Annotated in this window: 11 protein-coding genes and 1 pseudogene; 5 read left to right on the top strand and 7 right to left on the bottom strand. The window is 36.2% G+C overall.

Annotated features, from left to right (window positions below; all coding sequences use genetic code 11):
- Positions 1-18: 18 nt before the first annotated feature.
- Positions 19-1701: a SulP family inorganic anion transporter gene (locus DW182_RS11955; RefSeq protein ID WP_007661143.1), complete on the bottom strand. Its 1683-nt coding sequence runs from the start codon at positions 1699-1701 to the stop codon at positions 19-21.
- 109 nt (positions 1702-1810) lie between these two features.
- Between DW182_RS11955 and DW182_RS11950 the strand changes: the two genes are divergently transcribed.
- The 5 genes and pseudogenes from DW182_RS11950 to DW182_RS22780 form a co-directional block, all read left to right on the top strand.
- Complete coding sequence (locus DW182_RS11950) at positions 1811-5677, top strand: response regulator (protein ID WP_118295741.1); 3867 nt, start codon at positions 1811-1813, stop codon at positions 5675-5677.
- A 243-nt stretch (positions 5678-5920) separates the two neighbouring features.
- Positions 5921-6484: an RNA polymerase sigma factor gene (locus tag DW182_RS11945; RefSeq protein ID WP_199678584.1), complete on the top strand. Its 564-nt coding sequence runs from the start codon at positions 5921-5923 to the stop codon at positions 6482-6484.
- Entirely contained in the window at positions 6481-6888 is a 408-nt protein-coding gene (locus tag DW182_RS11940) for a hypothetical protein (protein ID WP_118295676.1), read from the top strand. Before DW182_RS11945 ends, DW182_RS11940 begins: the two co-directional genes overlap by 4 nt.
- 11 nt (positions 6889-6899) lie before the next feature.
- The gene (locus tag DW182_RS11935) at positions 6900-7982 is read left to right on the top strand and encodes a hypothetical protein (protein WP_118295675.1); all 1083 of its coding nucleotides are present in this window, start codon (positions 6900-6902) and stop codon (positions 7980-7982) included.
- 615 nt (positions 7983-8597) lie between these two features.
- Positions 8598-8714 (top strand): annotated as a pseudogene (locus DW182_RS22780) (glycoside hydrolase family 2 TIM barrel-domain containing protein); the annotation flags it as partial.
- 165 nt (positions 8715-8879) lie between these two features.
- Here the strand turns inward: DW182_RS22780 and DW182_RS11925 are convergent.
- From DW182_RS11925 to DW182_RS11900, 6 genes are all read right to left on the bottom strand, one after another.
- On the bottom strand, positions 8880-11153 hold the full coding sequence (locus tag DW182_RS11925; protein WP_118295673.1) for an alpha-L-arabinofuranosidase C-terminal domain-containing protein: 2274 nt from the start codon (positions 11151-11153) through the stop codon (positions 8880-8882).
- A 34-nt stretch (positions 11154-11187) separates the two neighbouring features.
- Complete coding sequence (locus DW182_RS11920; protein WP_233564149.1) at positions 11188-12621, bottom strand: glycoside hydrolase family 43 protein; 1434 nt, start codon at positions 12619-12621, stop codon at positions 11188-11190.
- Positions 12622-12671: 50 nt separating this feature from the next.
- Positions 12672-13580 (bottom strand): alpha/beta hydrolase-fold protein, encoded by a 909-nt coding sequence (locus DW182_RS11915; protein WP_118295739.1) that lies wholly within the window; start codon positions 13578-13580, stop codon positions 12672-12674.
- An 18-nt stretch (positions 13581-13598) separates the two neighbouring features.
- Positions 13599-15218, bottom strand: a complete 1620-nt coding sequence (locus DW182_RS11910) for a RagB/SusD family nutrient uptake outer membrane protein (protein WP_233564148.1) — start codon at positions 15216-15218, stop codon at positions 13599-13601.
- Between the two features lie 20 nt (positions 15219-15238).
- Positions 15239-18547: a TonB-dependent receptor gene (locus tag DW182_RS11905; protein WP_233564147.1), complete on the bottom strand. Its 3309-nt coding sequence runs from the start codon at positions 18545-18547 to the stop codon at positions 15239-15241.
- 179 nt (positions 18548-18726) lie between these two features.
- The gene (locus DW182_RS11900) at positions 18727-19704 is read right to left on the bottom strand and encodes a FecR family protein (RefSeq protein WP_118295671.1); all 978 of its coding nucleotides are present in this window, start codon (positions 19702-19704) and stop codon (positions 18727-18729) included.
- Between the last annotated feature and the right edge of the window lie 15 nt (positions 19705-19719).

Genomic DNA, 19719 nt, shown 5'->3' with positions numbered 1-19719 from the left:
TTATATTATTACCTTGTTTTACTCATTCAATAATTCTTTCGATCTTTCCAATGCCACATTGATATTCGGGCAGATATTCTTTTCACCCAGAAGCTCATAGAAACCGGATTTTTCCAACGCTTTGTGCACTTTTTCATTCACACCGGAAAGTACGATTGTTGTCTTCTCCCGTTGCGCCATCTGGCAAAGATTGGTTAGATTGTGAATACCTGTTGAATCGATGAAAGGTACTTTCCTCATACGTATAATGCGCACTTTAGGACGGTCTCCCAGTCTGGACATGATTTCCTCAAATTTAGTGGCAATACCAAAGAAGTAAGGGCCGTTTATTTCATATACTTCCACACCCTTAGGGATGGACAAGTTTTCTTCTTCTTCTTTGCTGGCAGATTCTTCATTCAGATTTATCTCATCTTTAATAACAGAAATTTCAGTGGTTTCCATAACGCGATGCATGAAAAGTACACAAGCTATGACAAGACCCACTTCAATAGCGATGGTTAAGTCGAAAATTACTGTCAGGAAGAAGGTAATCAGCAATACAGTGACATCTGATTTCGGATTCTTCAGCAATGCCTTGAACGTACGCCATCCACTCATATTATAAGAGACTATTACGAGTACACCTGCCAGACATGCCATTGGAATATATTGTGCCAAAGGCATAAGGAACAGAAGGATAAGCAAAAGCACCATTGCATGTATCATACCTGCAACAGGGGTTTTACCACCATTGTTTATATTGGCCATTGTACGTGCAATAGCACCGGTGGCAGGAATACCACCAAATAAAGGTGTTATTAGATTGGCAGCTCCTTGTGCTATCAATTCTGTATTGGAATCATGCTTGTCACCGATAACACCATCCGCTACCGTGGCAGAAAGCAGTGATTCGATGGCTCCTAATACTGCAATGGTAATGGCTACAGGGAATAAGTCCTGAATAGCTTCCCAGTTCAGTGAAGGCATTACTGCGTCCGGCAGTTCCGCTTTGATGCTGAAACGGTCACCAATGGTATCTATACAGTTGATTCCGGCATAAGTCTTCATCAAATATACCGCTACTGTTACTACAATGATAGCAATCAGCGATCCCGGTATCTTCTTTGAGAATTTCGGGGTTATGGCAATAATTACAATACTTACAATGCTGACAATCGTATTCCACCAGTTAATGGTGTCGAAATGCTGGAAATAAATCATCCATTTCCCGACAAAATCTCCGGGAACCTTTTCACCACCGAAACTAAGTCCGAAAATATCAGCTATCTGGGTGGTGAAAATAGTGACAGCAATACCACTGGTAAATCCTACGATGATAGGATAAGGGATAAACTTAATTACGGCACCCAACTTGAATATCCCTAACAGAATAAGAATGATTCCCGCCATTAGCGTGGCAACAATCAATCCCGCTTCTCCGTATTGCTGGATAATGCCGTAAATAATAACGATAAAAGCTCCTGTAGGACCACCGATCTGTACTTTGCTACCTCCCAACATGGAGATAATAAATCCGGCAATGATTGCCGTGATAATACCTTTCTCGGGTGATACACCGGATGCAATACCAAATGCAATGGCAAGCGGGAGAGCAACGATACCTACTATGATACCGGCCATCAGGTCTGCCATGAATAATTCTTTCGAGTAGTTCTTCAAAGCCGTGAATAGCTTTGGTTTGAATTCGAACGCTTTCATAAATAATCTGTACTTTTTGTGAAACGAGGTGCAAAATTAGACAAAATAATGCATATATTGGTTGATTGCTTTCAAATATATTATATTTGCAACAGCTAACTGTAATATTATGAAATCACGACTGCTTATATTCTTTCTTTTCCTTTCTATTTTTAATATATATGCTTCGGATGTGAAGTTTTATAATATTAATACGATGTATGGAATTTCCATGCGGGAGATGGCTTCTGTCTGCAAAGATGAGAATGGTTTTATTTGGGCTTCTTCTAAAACGGGTATATTGAGAATTACGGAAAGTGATTATCGCATCTATCAGCTTCCTTATAAAACAGCCAATATCATAAATGTCAAGCTGGCCTATAATAACTCGTTTTTAATAGCATATACGAATAATGGGCAATTCTTTCATTATAATAAACTGCATGATCGGTTTGATTTATTTCTGGATCTTAGGGTTTCATTAAAAAATTCTTATTTAAGTGTAGGCAAAGTCGTTATTGATGATGAACAGGCTCTCTGGATTCCCACTTCCGGAGGATTGTGCAAATATAAAAATGGAATGTTTTCCAAAATAGGTGAAAAACAAATTATGACACAGAGTATAGCACCTTATGATCAGACACATTTGCTTGTAACGCATCAGGATAGTATTAGTTTGCTGAATATGAATACATTGGAACAAAAAAGTGTATATGAAATAAATAATACTTTTCAGATAAGCAGTCTTTTTTATGATAATAAAGGAGAGGTTTTATGGATAGGAACTTCTACTGACGGTCTTTTTTATCTGGATATGCAAAAAAAATCGTTATTACCATTTCTTGATTTTCCAAAGCAGCCTATCGGAGTGATAACGGAAAGTTCTGATTCAACATTATTGGTTGGGATTGACGGGCAGGGAGTATGGGAATTGGATAAGGATAAAAAAAAGGTTCTGAATATTCTGAAAGAAGATATTGATAACCCTTTCTCTCTTCGTGGGGATGGAGTTTATGATATTTATTGCGATGGTCAGCAGAGGGTGTGGGTCACTACCTATACTGGTGGACTTTCTTTCTTTGACTGGAAATCTCCCTTGATTAATCAAATTACCCATCAGGTTAATAATCCGAATTCTTTAGGAAATGATAATGTAAACAAGATACTGGAAGATAGTAAAGGAGATATCTGGTTTGCTACGAATAATGGGATAAGCAGGTGGAGAGTAGCCACGAATGAATGGGATACTTATTATCAGAATAAGCAGGAACAGGCACAGGTATTTCTGGCTTTATGTGAAGATGATGAAGGAAACATCTGGGCGGGTTCGTTCTCATCCGGATTTTATGTTTTAGATCGGAATACCGGAAAAGAATTGGTTCATTATCCGCGCAATACATCGGATTTGAAGTCTGATGGTAAATTCATAATGAATATATATAAGGATAGCGAAGGTGATATATGGATTGGAGGTATTCGAGATGTAATATGTTATTTAACGAAAGAAAAGCGTTTTCATACGTATGGTGCACAACCTATGCGTACGTTTATGGAGTTTTCTCCGGGAAAAATGTTGTTGGCATGTACTTATTCTGTGCTTTTGTTAGACAAAGAAACAGAAGAAATATCTTTTTTACCGGAATGCCTTGCACAAGATATTTTAGTAATAGGGGATGATATTTGGGTGGCTACTTCCGGGGACGGATTGTTGCACCATAATTACACGACTCGTGAAACTCATAAGATAACAGTGGAATCCGGCTTGCCATCTAACTATGTTAACAGTGTCATGTATGATAATGGGTATCTATGGTTAGGAACGGAAAATGGATTGTGTCGCTATAATCCTGCCGACAGTACGGTGCATACTTATTATTCCACTTTGGCTCTTTCCAGTGCTTCGTTCAATGTGAATGCCAGTTGCAAATTGCGCAATGGCGAATTGATCTGGGGCACCAATAATGGAGCGGTAATGTTTAACCCTGATAAATTATATCATACCCAGCTCAACGGGCAAATTTATTTCCAGAATATCAATATTTCCGGCAGTTCTATCAGAGAAAATCAGGATTTGTTGCGTGGGATTCCGGTAAATAAGCAAACAGATATTTCATTCAAATATGATCAGAATACTCTGACGCTTGAGGTATTGCCTATTGGTGTTTCTTTCAAAGAAATAAAATTTTCATGGAAAATGGAAGGGCTTGATGCGGAGTGGTCACATCCTTCCAGTCAGCAGATAATTACTTATACCAATATCCCCAACGGGAATTTCCGGCTTAGAGTAAGAATGTACAATAATTCACTTTCTCGGATAGTCGATGAACGTACATTGGATATACACGTTATTCCGCTTTACTGGCAGACGTGGTGGTTCCGTCTGGTGATATTCATTATTATAATGAGTATCACATTCTTTGTACTTAAATTCTATATAAACCGTTTAAAACAGCGTCATGCCGAAGATAAAATTCGTTTTTTTACAAATACCGCTCATGATCTTCGTACATCGATAACGTTGATAAATGCACCTATTCAGGAATTGAATAAAGAGAAGGAATTATCAGATAAAGGGCATTATTATTTGAATCTGGCTATGGAACAGTCTGAACGTTTATCTAATGTTGCAACCCAACTCCTGGATTTTCAGAAAGTGGATATGGGGAAAGGACAACTGTTTCTGGTGATGGTTGATATTGTAAACTTGGTGTATAGGCGGAAAACAATGTTCAAGTCTACAGCGGGAAAAAAGAATGTTATATTGGAATTTGTCTCTAACAGAGAATCTTATATGTCGGCTGTCGATGAATTGAAAATAGAGAAAGTCGTTGATAATTTGATATCTAATGCAATCAAATATTCTCATACGAATGGTAAAGTGGAGCTTACATTGAATTGTAATGAGTACTATTGGAGCTTAGCGGTAAGAGATTATGGATTGGGTATCTCTGATAATGCTCAGAAGAAGTTGTTCAAAGAGTTTTATAGAGGAGATAATAAGGTTAATTCACGTATGGTAGGTTCTGGAATAGGCCTGTTGTTGGTGAAGAATTACGTTTTGATGCATGAGGGAAAAGTCTCGCTTGAAAGTAAGGAGAATGAAGGTTCTTTATTCAAAATAAACATCCCTTATAAAGAAGTGGTTGAGGTTGCACCTGTTGAACATGAAGAACCGGAAAATATCACATCTGCCGATGGTTCGTCTGATCAGTCGGAATATAAACAGGAAGATGATAAATCCGGAAAGAAGAAATCTATATTAATCGTAGACGATAATAAGGATTTGCGGAACTTCCTGAAGTGCTCTTTTGAAAATCAATATTACATTTTAGAGGCTGGCAATGGTAATAAAGCATGGGAATTGCTTCAGAAGGAATTTCCTGAATTGATTATTTCGGATGTGATGATGCCTGATATGGATGGCTTTGAGTTATGTAAATTGGTCAAATCTACTTTTGAAACTTCGCATATTCCGGTAATTCTGTTGACTTCACTTTGTGATAAAAGTGACCAGTTGGAAGGTTTAGGTCTGGGGGCAGAGGACTATATCACAAAACCTTTTGATATATCACTTCTGGAGCAACGGATAAAGTCCCTTGTGCGAAACAGGGAAATTATCAGAGAGAAAGCTTTGAAGTTAATAAAGCCGAATAATGATGATCAACAGGCTATTCTGACGAATGAGCTTAATGACCACTTTGTGAAAAAAGCAGTGGAAGTGATTCATAATAATATGCAAAATTTGGATTTTGACAAAGAAAGCTTTGCTATGGAAATGCATGTGAGCGCTTCACTATTGTATAAAAAGATAAAAGCACTGACAGGTCAATCACCTATTGACTTTATTAAATCCATTCGTTTAAGCCGGGCTTTAGAATTACTCCAATCTCATAAATACACTATCACAGAAGTTAGCGAACTTTGTGGCTATTCCAGTATCAGTTACTTTAGTACGGTATTTAAAAAGTACTTTGGTAAGTCTCCTACAGAAATCTGATACTTTTCATTAAGGTGTTATCAACCGCCTTGAATATAGATTTTGCAAGGGCTGTGGGTGATATGACGACTGTTGAAATGGGAAAGATTGCCTATAAATATCCTGAAAAATCTGTTCTTACTTATTTGAAGAAGCATTTCGGGAATAAAGATTGATGTTTTCCATTATTAAGTATTATTTTAGCTCTTGTTTATTGACCGGAAGGTTTTCCTTACGTATCATATAATAAACGAAGATATTATTATGATGAACCAGAAAAAAATACAAGAGCTTATAAGTAGGAGCCAGCAGGGGGATGCAGTAGCATTCTCTCTGCTGGTTTCTATGTTTCAGCCACTTGTATTCCGGCTTGCTTTCCGATTGCTGTGCGACGAAGGTGAGGCTAAAGATATGGTACAGGAAACCTTTGTAAAGGTGTGGCTGGCGCTGGGTAAATATAATGGTGAGTGCCGTTTCTCTACCTGGCTTTATAAAATCACTTGCAATACCTGTTATGACCGTCTGCGCTCCCTGCACCATTCACCACTTGATAATGAGGTAGATTATTCCGTTTCTGTGAATATTTCGTCAGATGATAATGTAGAATTGGCGGTGGTAAATAAGCAACTGCGTGAACTAATTTTAAGATATACTGATGAACTATCTCCCCGACAAAGGTTGATTTTTATATTACGGGATATTGAGGAACTGGATGTACCGGAGGTACAAACTATCACCGGACTTTCTGCCGGAATTATTAAAGCCACTCTTTACCTGGCCCGGAAGAATATACGAAACAAAATGAATCAAATAGATGCTGACTTATGAAACAAGATGATAAACTTTACAATGAATGGCTTGATGAGGTGAGAAATGTACAACCTATATTGAGCAATCCGGATGAACTGACTACCGCCATTTTGCAGCAAGTGAGCAGGATCGTTCCCCGAAAGAAGAAAAGGAAAAACCTGCTGATTGGCGGTTGGGTATCCGGGATGGCCGCGGGACTTTTGTTGTGCTTGTTGGTGAGTGAGGCTCTTCTTAGCCCAGTTCCCGATGGTGTCAGAGTAGAAGAGGAGTATCGTTTCCAAGAAAACAGTGCTTATTCCTTACCGGAAGGCTGGGAGAAGATGAGGCTTTCTGAAAAGAGCAATTACCTGTCTGGACAGTATGTGCAGTATAAGAAGCTCAGACAAAAGAGAATAATGGAACTTACAAAGAAAACTTATTAAATTATATCATTATGAGAACGTATAAATGGATGGCAGTCATTGTTTTGCTGCTCAGTATGACTTCCTGCGGTACCTATTACCGGATGGTTTCTCAGGTAAATAGTGATGGTAGTATGCACAGAGAGGTGTATGCTTATGGCGACTCTGCTTTCCTTGCGGGAGACAGGACTCACAATCCGTTTCTGTTCCGGATAGATTCGGGGTGGGAAGTGAGCAATCTGGACTCTGTTGTTAAATTCAACTGCTGGGGAGATGAAGATAAACTGAATGTGAAAGTCTGCCGGACTTATCCAACGGTAGGTTTCGATAACTTCAGTACTTTGGATGGAAAGGAATACAGTCTTCCTCTGGTAGTTCCGGTTGAAAAACTCAGGAAGAGCTTCCGCTGGTTCTATACGTATTATCAGTATACGGCTACTTATGGTGAATTACCCGATAAAGGTCCGGTACCTCTCAAAAATTATATGAGTAAAGAAGAGCGGCGGATATGGTTTCGGGGAGATCAGGAGGCTTTGATCGGATTAAATGGCATTGAACAGAATAATAGGTTGGATGACGTTGAAGCTAAATTTTGGAAATGGTATAACCGTAGTCAGTATGAATTGAGTTGTGAAGTAATTCTTCATTTCATTACAATAAAAGGAGATACGACCTTTGTACATCAGTTGGCAGACCTGAAGGAACCGGTTTATGGGAAGTACTTTTCCGGAAAAGATACTGGTGATAACGGTTCGCCCGAAGAGGTATGCAATTATTTGGATGAATTGAGTCAAACGAAATACTTCTCAAGCTTATATGTGGACAATAAAAAGCCAATAGATGATCTGTTTGAGGAAAAAGGGCGGATTGCAGAATTGTTTGGTTATGCTGTGCAGTTTGAGTTATCCATGCCAGGCAGGGTGGTTTCTACCAATGCAGCCATGCAAAAAGATGAGTCACTCATTTGGAAAGTAGATGCTTTTCGTCTATTGGACAGTGATTATATGCTTGTTGCTAAATCCCGTGTAGTTAATTATTGGGCTTTTGGCATTGCATTGTTACTGATATTACTTATTGGTGGATACTGTTGGAGACTATATAGAAAGCTTTCATAACTCTGTAGGATTCATATATATCATATTACGTTATGGAAGGGATAAAATCAACCCATCAAGAGCATCATTACAGTTCCCATTAAAGGAAACGAGCGTTCCCATTAGGGGAAACTGTAGTTCCCTGCACTCGGAAACTTGTGTTTCCTATCAAGGCATTGGAATTTCAGTAGATGCTACTGAGAGCCTAATCAAGACTGAAGTTATACAATATCAACCAGACCCGATTTACCGATAAAGAAAGAACTATTTGGACATAAATTCGGGAAAAACACACATTATAGGACTAAGTATTATAAATCAGAAAGTTATATCGCAAAATAGGTAAAAACAGAGTGAAAAACAGTGCTGACAAAACGTTTGTCAGCACTTACAAACACCTTGTCAGTACTGCCATCAAACTGCGGCTAACAAGGGGGTTGAACGTTATCGGTGCTGGAGTGCTGACAACTTATCGAAAAACTTTATTGAAACTGTTTGTTTGGAATCGGACTTTTGAGATTAGGTAGTTTTTAGCTAAAAAAAGTCGGATTTATCTATTTTCAATAATAAAATGTCTGAAATTAAAAGTCATGGAGGGTAGAACGCTCTTATATTTGTGAGGACTATGCCAAGAGTAATGCTACTAAACCGCTTATACAGTGCGAATATGCCCATGCTATGGGTAATTCTATGGGTGGATTTAAAGAATATTGGGACCTGATTCGTAAATATCTGAAATTCCAAGGAGCATTTGGGGCTTTTTGTTCAATCAAAGGATAAGGTGGATAATTCTTTTGCCGACTTTGATTGGTTTGAATATATCACATATTAAATTTAGCTTCAAAATAAGGTAAGAAGTCTTATTGCAAAAGTGATTATTTTCATTTGTCACGAAAATAATCACTTTTTATCTGAATATTAATATTTCTTTAGTGTGATAACTGTATAGGAATATTTGGGGAATGTATATTGGGTATTTTTACTTTTTATACGGACTGTTTCAATTTTTGGTGCAACCGTTTCTTTGGCTTCTACTGTATTGTAATCAGTTAATTCGCATCCACCGATAGTCCATATTTTTGCTCTGGACTGGAATTTATATCCGTCTATATTAATTGTTGCCTTTTGGGGCTGGTTTGTTATATTGACTACATAGATTGATAATTCCGATTTATCATCATTGGTTTTAGCCGTTACATCTAATTTCTTATCTTGGCTACTTGTAGCGTCCAGGACGTTAAATAACCAATTGTTGCTCATCATTTCGTCTTCATAGGCAGATGGTTGAAACCAAATCTCATTACTTGTATAATGTACCCGTCCCTGATCCCACATATAGTGCTGTCGGTGTGGCTGTAAAGTGTTTGCTGTACCTAACCACGTAAAACAATCTGCATAGCGTTGTAGAGTGTTCCAATTATGTGCATGAGCCAGTCCACGGTCCCAATCACAACGGCTACCATTTTCTTCCATTGGATATAAAGTGAGTTTGTGGCCTAAATCTTCCAACAATGCACGTTGCAGCGTTATTCCCATCTCATTTTCAAAACCTTTCGTATTGTCTGCAAAGTTAACTGCTCCGCTATAGTGGGGATCCCATCCTAAATTGTTTGCTTTTCCTTTTGAAATAAACCATGCAAACATTTCTTTAGCGAGTTCATATTGAGAACCACCACGGACGTAGCTCTCTAAGCGTGAACCTATATTGAGAGAAGTAATGATGTTCATTTCAGGATCTACTTCCCATGCTGCTTCGGCAAATTTTTTCATACCTTCTACATAGCCTCTTGAGATGGATTGTTCGTTGTGCACTTGAATGTGCTTCAACTTGTAAGGAGTCGGATGTCCATGTGCTGCACGCAGAGCACCCCATTTTGTACTTGTGTCTCCATTCACATATTCCACGAAATCACGAATATCTTCGTATGTCTCGTTGATGTTCATTCCGATCATTACTTGGGCGTCTAATGCTTCTGCAACTTGGAGCATTTCAGTAATGCCGAATGTATGTGTGGCATATGGATTGAAACCGTTGCGGAAACAAATGCGACGCTCATCAATCGGGCCAATCATTTTTTTCCATCGATAGAGGTATGTGTCAACGCCTACATCCACCATTGATCCATTGTAGCGTATAACCGATATGCCTTGTTTTTTAAGTGCATCGATCATCATTTTACGAACAGGAAGACCTTTTACTCGTCCCCACTCTCCTGGTTGCAGAAAAACAAAACCCAGTTCGACTTCTCCTTTATTTTTTAGTGAAATACCAAAACTTCCTTTGGGATCTGTGTTTGATGGGGTCAATTCAAATGTAACTTTTTCATAGGAACCGTCATTCTTTAAAGTATAAGGTTTTTCAGCCAGTATATTTCCTTTTGAGTCGCGCAACGATAGATAAACTACATCGGCACCATTGGATTTAAGACGCAAAATACCGTCATAGGGTTTATTTGCTTCCAGATGTATACCTTGTTTGTTCAGCCCTGAATTATAAATACCGATTTCTCCATTGCCATCTGCAAAAGTGATGACTTGATTCTGCCTGCCCATGTAAGCATCTCCTCTTTTTAAAGTAAATTTTCCCTTGGCAGTATTTTTTTGGATTTTATTCCAATAGCGACTGATTTGTTCATCACCGTTAATACGGTCTAAAAGTATCTGTTGGTATTGGGCTGGAATACTATCAAAGATAACGAAACGTCCGTAAAAGTTCAAATCTCCAATCTTCATTGGTTTTACTGGCTTGGGGGGAGTTGCCTGTTGCTCCAATCTTCTTTTACTGTTGGGATTTATTGCTTGATAGTAGCTATCAATTAATTCTCGTGAATTAAAATCATATTTGTCAGACAAGTTATTCCAGGTGGTCCGATTATAGGCATTTGCGGTAGAAAGAAAATGGGGTGTTCTTGTTTCATCCAAAACTACATATACTTGTACATATTGATTAGTAGGAAGATTTAAAAAATCAACATCTACATTCTCTTCGAAAGCTTCTCCGTGAATTAGTTGACTAAATACTCCACCATTAGTCTGATTGTTCAAGTCTTCAATGTTTGCTCCGTTAAAGGTTGCCTTGGCTGTGCCAATCTGCTTGTTGGCATTTACGTTGATTTGGATTGTTTCTTTCACTTGTGCTGATAGTGAAAGGCATATCATCATGCTGAATACTGAAATTAATGCATTCTTCATAATTACATTTTGTTTATAAATACTTTCTAATTAATCATTGTTTTAAAAATTGCCAATTATCCATATATATATTGCCTTTGCCCTTATATACTATGTATAGGTCATTTACACCTTGATTGGGATGAGTACGTGTTTTTATATTTTTCCATGTATTTCCATTGGAAACGGATGATACCGGTAATTTCCCAATTAATAATCCATTTATACCTTCAAGATGTAATTCGATAGTCCCTTCAGATAATAGCATACATTTTATAGAAGCATAAAACTGAGAAGCCCCCTTCTGGAAGTCAACTCCTCGTATTTTTATATACCCTTCATTACTGAAACATACAACGCGGTTTTGTGAATTATCCTCTTTATTCAATGTTTTTATGCCTATGCCTTTAGCCATTGTTTCTGCCTCGTTCGATTGGAATGGGTTAACGTACTTTAATTGAGGAAGTCCATCTTTTGTTATTTTTACCAGTTGTATGCTTCCATCTTCGTTGTGTATGAGTCGATCCAAGCAGATACTTCGCATATATTCACGTGCACGTTTGTCACTTTGTCCTTTTTCATAAGCTACTTGTCTGTTATGGTAAGCTATATACCAGTTTTTTTTAAACTGAAAAATTGAATGGTGGTTATTATAACCATCATTTGAGGGCGGGTTAGGTAAAATAATGCCAGGTTCTTTGAATATCCCTACTGGAGATTCTCCAACTACATATTCGATACTGGCAGGTTTACCGAAATAATGGCCGGCGTATGAATAGTAATATTTATCTTTAAATTTATGCATAAAGGATGCCTCAAAGAAACCGGGAGTATTGGGATGTATAGCAGCTCCATCAACTTCTACCATGTTGCTTTTCAACTTGATAATGCGCGAGTTGTTTGGATGTGCTCCTCCGAAATACATATAAGGTTGACCATCATCTTCAATCCATACGCAAGGATCGAAACACCATATTCCCCAGTTCTCACTTCCTTGTAATGCACCACGAACATTACGTTCATTTTTTATCAGATTACCATGGGAGTCTTTTGCAAGAACTCCCGGTGTGCTGAAATCAACTATTGGTCCATCATTTGGATCATAATAGGGACCTATTGGTGATTCACTGGTTGCGACTCCTATTCCTTGGTCACCATTGCCATAATACAAGAAAAACTTGCCTTCATGAAAAACAACGCAAGGAGCCCAAGTAAATCGGGGAGCCCATTTGGCATTTTCAATACTGAATACTTCACCATGATCTGTCCAATTTTTGAGGTCATCAGTAGAAATGCATGTAATATCTCTCATGAAATATCCATATCCTTTATCAGGATGATAAGTATCATGAGAACAGAATAGATATAAACGACCATTGTATTCAATGCCCGATGGGTCTGCTGCATATTGTTGCCAGAATAGTGGATAATCGGCTTTTAGACTAACAATAAAGAAGAAGCTAATAAAATAAATCAAAGCTCTTTTCATAAAATACATGTATTATATTGTTAAGAATTAAATAACTATTTGATTATCATCTATCTCTGTCGAATACGTTCCATAAATAAGAATACATGGGGAAGAACGATAGGGACCATTTCGCTATGTCCCTCATTTACTTCCATATACTCCACAGGAAAATCACGTTCTGCCATTAATTGATGTATTAAACGGCTACTTCTACCGGCGGCTTTACTCCCTTCTGAAATAAATACAGGTATATTTCGGATATCATCCCAAGGATAGCCATGTTCAAGTACAAAGGGACCTGACATAGGTGCCAGTCCTTTCCAGTAACCGGCGTATTTGGCCCCTAAATACCAAGTTCCACCTGCGCCCATGGAATGGCCGATTAAGAACAAGGCATCCCGGTTTACCGGGTATTCTGCCAAGACTAACTCCAAAACATTGATGACATCTTTTTCACTCAATATTTGAGCTTCTTTAGAATGAATTTTATTTCTTCCATCAGCAATAATCTTGGCAGTTTCCTTTTGTTCACCAAATACGGCAGGGAGCAGTAAGTTATTACCGTAAGCTGCGTGGCAACCTAAAGGAGAAACTAGTAGATATCCATACTTATCTGCTAATTTGACTAATTGTTTGTCATTTGCATCTAAATAGGAACTTTCATCATTCCATCCTCCATGGAGAAACATAACTAACGGAAGCTTTTTTTTACCATCCCAATTTTGAGGAACACATACTCTGTAAGGCATCATTTCATTAGCTTCTTTAAAAAAATAGCTGCGATGTTGATCTCCCTTTTGTCTCCAACTTTTAGCAGTCGAATCAACCAATGATTTGGCCATTTCTTGGGATGCTTTTATTTGAGCTTCTGCATCTAACATAGTACCAAATGCTATTTTGGGAATGGGATTGTATTGAGCAAAACTATGATTAAATAATCCGATAGTTATAAGAATTGATAAAATTAGCTTTTTCATGACTTTATTTGCTTCCAATTAGTTCATTTTATTTCCTTGTAAATTTTTATTGTTATTCAATTCTTGTTGGGGAAAAGGATAATACATTGCTTTTTCTGACCATCCTAAATTTTTTATAGATTGTAGCCATTTTTCATCGGCCATTCCCCATCGGAGTAAATCGAAATAGCGCAAATATTCTCCACAAAATTCTACATATCTTTCATGAACAATTAGATTTTTAATATTATTCATTGGAATTCCATTTATTACTATTCCAGAAGCTAAAAATGTTTCAACGTCAGGTATTGTTCCTGGTGAATGTTGATACCATAGATGAGGTTGTTCTGAAGGAACTATATTATTAGCACGAGACCGAATCATTTGTATCCAATATTTAGGTCCATTAGGATCATTTATTGGCAACTTATCCTTTCCCGCTTCATGTAAACATTCAGCATACATTAATAGTACATCTGCATATCGCATTAATCTTTCATTATTTTCGTTTGCAATGTTTCCCATTTGATAGTCTGGGCAATATTTACGTGTTCCATAAAGAGGTATATTTATAGGGAGCATTTTATACATATAATCCCAATCAGCAATATGTCCATTAAGCTCTGTATAGTGTGCTCCTTCAGGGCACCATAAGGTCATAAACTTTCTAGGATCACCTGCCTCAAACTCATTAAAGGTTCGTTGGTTAGGAGCTAAATTCCACCATGCATTACCTGTGCCGCTAGGCAATCCAATCATTTGCCACCTTAACGAATAAGATTGTTCAAAAAAGTCAGCACCCAATGAATATTGAATTTCAAAAAGTGATTCAGGATTATTTTCATATTCACCTCCCATAGAATTTGCCCGGAAATTGTCTACTAAAGAATATTCATTACTATCAATGATTTCTTTTAAAATTCTTTCTGCTTTAACGAATTCTGCAATATTTCCTTTTTCCAATATGGGACGATATAAATAAGCTCTAGCCAAGTAGGCTTGTGCAGCACCCTTTGTTGCTCTACCTATATGATCTGCATTTTGATACATTATGCTTCTTAAAGGTAAAAGTTCTGAAGCTTTTAAAAAGTCATTAGTAATGAGTTGATAGATCTCACCTGGTTGAGAATTGCCTTTATAATAATCTTTTGCATCATTTACCGGATGATCATATAGTGGAATTGTTTCGCCAAACAACATACATAGATGCATATAGTGAAGTCCTCTCAAAAAATAAGCTTCACCTAGCATTCTGTTTTTTATGTCTTCCTGTAGTTCTCCTGCAAAATTATTTAGTTTTTCTATTGCCAAATTAGCTGCATATACACCTGAGAAATGATCTTTCCAAGCATTTAGAATAGTTCCATCGTATGCAGGAGTGTTATATGTATCTTGATAAACTCCCGTATTTAGAGGGGTAACGTCATAATCGTCGCCTGGAGCTAAAAGATTATTAAATGCGCCTACTGCATACCCACCTTGACATACACCAAATAATGACTGATAAGCAGGGATTATGGCAGATTCTAATTGTTCCTGATTCAAATAATATGTATCTATTGAAATTTCTTCAGGATTATTTAAGTCCATATTGGGCACACAAGCTATTAAATTAGTAATAGCTATAATTAATAATAAATTATATTCAATTTTATTCATGTCAAATAAGTGATTAATTATTAAAATATAAGTTCAAGTCCCAAATAATATTCTCTAATATTAGGAAAAGTAGATCCCCATGTCGAAGATGCATCAATACCTCGTGTAAGATTGTTTCCTGTATTTTGATCTCCCACTTCTGGATCAAAGCCAGAATATCTTGTAAATGTCAAGAGGTTCTTTCCACCTACGAAGAACTTTAGTTTTTCAATATTCAGCTTTTTTACAAGATTAGTTGGCAAAGTATAAGATAATGTTAATGATTTCAAACGAAGATATGAACCATCTTCTACATATCTATCTGACTTTCTTGTATTCTGATTAGGATCCCCTAATATAGCTCTTGGCATATTGGTATTCGTATTTTGAGGATATATAGTGGTAATACCAGAAACTGGATTCACAAACGATAATTCTTCTGCACGGTAACGATTCTTAGTGCTTGCAAAACAATTAGTATAACCAAACATACCTTCGCCATAATATCTAGTATTATTATAAATATCATTTCCATAAGAACCTTGCCAAATCATGGAAAAATCTAATGTACCTGCATTTGTTTGGTAACTTAAATTAGTATTCAATCCAAAACTAAATTTGGGAATAGGATTACCAATAAAATTTTGGTCATCAGCATTCAATTTTTTGTCATTATTTAAATCTTTAAATCGAACATCTCCCAATTCTGCTAATGGAGCAAACTCTTTATCAACATCTAATTGTGCTTGTGAGGTATAAAGTCCATCAGTAACATATCCCCAAAACATTCCTATAGGTTTGCCAACAACAGTTTTTGAGATCTCATTAGATGCAAATATTTCGTTGTTTGTTCCAAGTTCCAGCACTTTATTTTTTACTGTAGACAAATTTGCAGAAATTGAGTAATCTAATTTTTTATAGCTATTTCTGTAAGTTAAAGCAATTTCTATTCCTTTATTTTCAATACTACCTGCGTTTAACACTGGAAAATTATTCATATATCCTGCTGCAAATGATATAGGAACTTGCACGAGCATATCTTTCGTTTTTTTATAGTAATAATCAAAAGTAAATATAAAGTGATTATCGAACATTGTTAAATCTATTCCTAGATCTGTGGAATATTGACTTTCCCATTTTACATTGGGGTTGGAAGGTGTTACGGGTAGTCCTCCTGTTACCCTTTTATTATTTAAATAATAACATATTTTATCAAATGATACACTACTTTGATATTGATATGCATTGATATTGGAATTACCAAGTACTCCCCAACTTCCTCTAATTTTTAAATCAGTGATAAAGTTCAAATTCTTCATAAATCTTTCTTGGCTAATTCTCCATGCAGCAGAAAATGATGGGAAATTACCATAACGATTTTTTTTACTAAAATTAGAAGAACCATCTCTACGGAAATTAGCTGTTAACATATATTTACTATCAAAACTATAGTTTATTCGACCTAATATAGAATACATTGCTGATTCAAATTCGGAAGAACCTACTACTCTTGATTCATTATCGCGTGTGCCCCCTAAGGATAAGACAGATTCACTAGCCATTGCTCTGGCACCTGCATTTACACCAAGTCTTTTGGTCTGCTCTGAAGTTATACCTGCTAAAACACTAATATTATGTTTACCAAAACTGCGTTCAAATGATAATGTGTTTTCATATAATACTCTATTGGATTTCAAACTTGAAATATCATATTGGTCTGGAGAGTGTGTTAAATAGACAATTACATAATCTCCATCGTAATTTTGTGTCATTGTATTGTAATAATCAACTCCTAAATTGAGTTTATAATTTAGTCCAGGAAGAATTTCATAAATAGCCCACGCATTTCCATTTATCAAAGTTGTTTCCGTTTTATTCCAGTTAAGATGGGCTTCAGCTAAAGGATTACTACAAGTAGTTCCATTTCCCGCTCCCATAAATCCTGTCGGGTGATTAGGATCATAGAAAGGCATAGTAGGAGACCATTGTAATGAAACTAAAACATTTTTATTACTCCAATCTCGATTGGTCCTTTTGATCATAAATGTTTCTCCAAATTTGAATTTTCCTATGACAAAGTCTGAGATAAACTGTAAACCAAAGTTTTGATTATCCTCTTTAATAAATGTAGGTTGATCTGAAGAGTAGTTTCCGTTAATTCTAAAATGAGCATTTTTAGATCCACCATTTAGAGATAAATTATGCTTTTGATAAAAACCAGTACGTTTGAGGGCATTGAGCATATTATAACCTTTTCCAATAGATACAGGATCTGACAGACTTTTCATGTAATCTGTTCTACTTGGGTCTGCATTATACATTTCTTCATTGACAAGTTCAGCCAATTCTTTTCCATTTAGCAAGTCAATGCTGTGCTGTAACTCCTTAATACCTGCATAACCATTATATTCTACTTTTACTTTTCCGGCAATGCCTCTTTTAGTATTAATTAATATAACTCCATTAGCTCCTCTGGCACCATAAATAGCGCAAGAAGCAGCATCCTTTAATACTTGTATACTCTCAATGTTATTTTCATCGGGAATAGCACCGCTAATCATACCATCAATGACATATAATGGATCTGTATCATTAATACTGCCTACACCTCGGATACGGATTCTTCCATTGGTAATTTGTACTCCAGAAACAGAACTTTGAAGTCCGGTTTGAAGTCCATTAGGTAACTTTCCAATGTCATCAGTTGATAGAGTTGCAATAGATGAAGATAAATCCATTTTTTTTTGAGTACCATAACCAATTACTACCACTTCATCTAATGCCTGCATATCTTCTTGTAATACAACAGAAAAACTGTTTTTCCCTTTGAGTGGTAATTCTTGTTCAATATAACCTATATAAGAAACAACTAATGTGCCTTCAACTGGAGTTTCAAGGCTAAAATTACCATCAATATCTGTAATGACACCGATACTTGTACCTTTTATCATTACATTTGCACCGACAATGGGGTCTCCTAAGGCATCTTTTATAGTACCTGTAATTGGAGCTTTTTTAGGATTACGTTGTTCTTTTCTATCAAAAATAACAATGGATTTAGTGGAAACAATACTGTAGTTTAAATTACGTTTTTCTAATACTTTATCTAAGATTTCTGTTATTGATACTTGATGCTTTTTTATCGTGATATCTTCACGATTATCAATCACTTCATTCCGATACGAAAAGCGATAACTTGTTTGCTGTTCTATTACTTTGAAAACTTTTTTTAGTGTGGCATTTTTTAAATCCACAGTAACTAATTGTTCTTGAGCATAAATACCTTCACAATAAAAGATAAAGAACAGTGTAAGCATAACAATTTGCTTCATTTTAACATGCTTGTTCATACTACTATGATTTTAGATTATTACTATTTCACAACCGATGTTTAGGTTGCTTGCTAATAAAGACAAAAGATTTTCAGGAAGGTACCGAAATCTTTTTATGTTATGCAACATGTTTGTATAGGTAACAAAGCCACTTTTTATAAAGAGTGGCTTTGTCTGAGAAATTCAAATGAGGATGATTAGCGTTCTTTATACAGTAGAATCTCTTTTCCCTTAATACTTGTTTTAAAATGGTATGATTTCTCTAAAACTTCCAAAGCCTCATTAATGTCTGAAATTGATAGGGTTCCAGTAAATATATCCTCCAAACAATTTTCGCAATCTATCTTGATTTGGCAATTATAATTATTCTCTAGGGCTTTTAGTACTATTTTCAGTTTTTCATTGCGGAAAATTAAGTCACCTTTTCTCCATGGAGCTACTTTACTATTCTCAGAGTTATTTGTTATAGTAATATTTCCAGTAGCATAGTTCAAAGTCGCTTTTTGATTAGGAGCTAATAGTACGTTTTTTCCGGTCATTATTGATACTAATCGTACAGAACCTTCTTCCAATGTTAATTCTGCCATTGTATCATTATTTCTCGCAGATAAATTAAAAGTAGTACCTAGTACATTTACTTGTAATCCCTTTGCGTGTATTATAAACGGGTGCTTCCTATCTTTGCTTATTTTGAAAAAACCTTCTCCATCAAATCTTATTTTTCGTTCTTGTTTATTATATAACTTGGGCGTATATACGATTTGAGATTCATAGTTCAAAGCCACTTCTGTCCCATCAGGCAATACGATGTTCGCTCGTTCGCCTTTTCCTGTTGCTACTATCATTTCGCTAGACAACATTTGGTTATTTTCCTTATATAAATAGAAAGTACTTATAATGAAAATTGGTAGTAGAATAACAGCAGCAATTTGTACTACTTTTAACATAACTAAGCGTACTGGCCTCCTACTGTTTATTCTACTGTTAATGTTGTTTTTCATATGAGTTATTTGCAAAGTATCTATATTATCTGTTTGCAAATCTGCATTCTCCCAATCATTGTAGATAACTGTTTCCAATTCATTGTTTGACATTTTATTAACTTTCTCCTTCAGCTTTTGTAGCTCATCGGGAGTTAAAGTATCTAATCTATATTTCTGAGTTAACTTATCCATTTTTCAATTTATTTT

This window comes from Bacteroides sp. AM16-24, assembly GCF_003471885.1.
Classification (GTDB): Bacteria; Bacteroidota; Bacteroidia; order Bacteroidales; family Bacteroidaceae; genus Bacteroides.
This window is presented reverse-complemented; position numbering and strand designations above follow the sequence as displayed.

What these genes read in the sequence shown, in the direction of transcription:
- DW182_RS11955 (WP_007661143.1), bottom strand. Translation starts at nt 1,701, where the DNA reads ATGAAAGCGTTCGAATTCAAACCAAAGCTATTCACGGCTTTGAAGAAC.
- DW182_RS11915 (WP_118295739.1), bottom strand. Translation starts at nt 13,580, where the DNA reads ATGAAAAAGCTAATTTTATCAATTCTTATAACTATCGGATTATTTAAT.
- DW182_RS11910 (WP_233564148.1), bottom strand. Translation starts at nt 15,218, where the DNA reads ATGAATAAAATTGAATATAATTTATTATTAATTATAGCTATTACTAAT.
- DW182_RS11920 (WP_233564149.1), bottom strand. Translation starts at nt 12,621, where the DNA reads ATGAAAAGAGCTTTGATTTATTTTATTAGCTTCTTCTTTATTGTTAGT.
- DW182_RS11900 (WP_118295671.1), bottom strand. Translation starts at nt 19,704, where the DNA reads ATGGATAAGTTAACTCAGAAATATAGATTAGATACTTTAACTCCCGAT.
- DW182_RS11905 (WP_233564147.1), bottom strand. Translation starts at nt 18,547, where the DNA reads ATGAACAAGCATGTTAAAATGAAGCAAATTGTTATGCTTACACTGTTC.
- DW182_RS11935 (WP_118295675.1), top strand. Translation starts at nt 6,900, where the DNA reads ATGAGAACGTATAAATGGATGGCAGTCATTGTTTTGCTGCTCAGTATG.
- DW182_RS11950 (WP_118295741.1), top strand. Translation starts at nt 1,811, where the DNA reads ATGAAATCACGACTGCTTATATTCTTTCTTTTCCTTTCTATTTTTAAT.
- DW182_RS11925 (WP_118295673.1), bottom strand. Translation starts at nt 11,153, where the DNA reads ATGAAGAATGCATTAATTTCAGTATTCAGCATGATGATATGCCTTTCA.
- DW182_RS11940 (WP_118295676.1), top strand. Translation starts at nt 6,481, where the DNA reads ATGAAACAAGATGATAAACTTTACAATGAATGGCTTGATGAGGTGAGA.
- DW182_RS11945 (WP_199678584.1), top strand. Translation starts at nt 5,921, where the DNA reads ATGATGAACCAGAAAAAAATACAAGAGCTTATAAGTAGGAGCCAGCAG.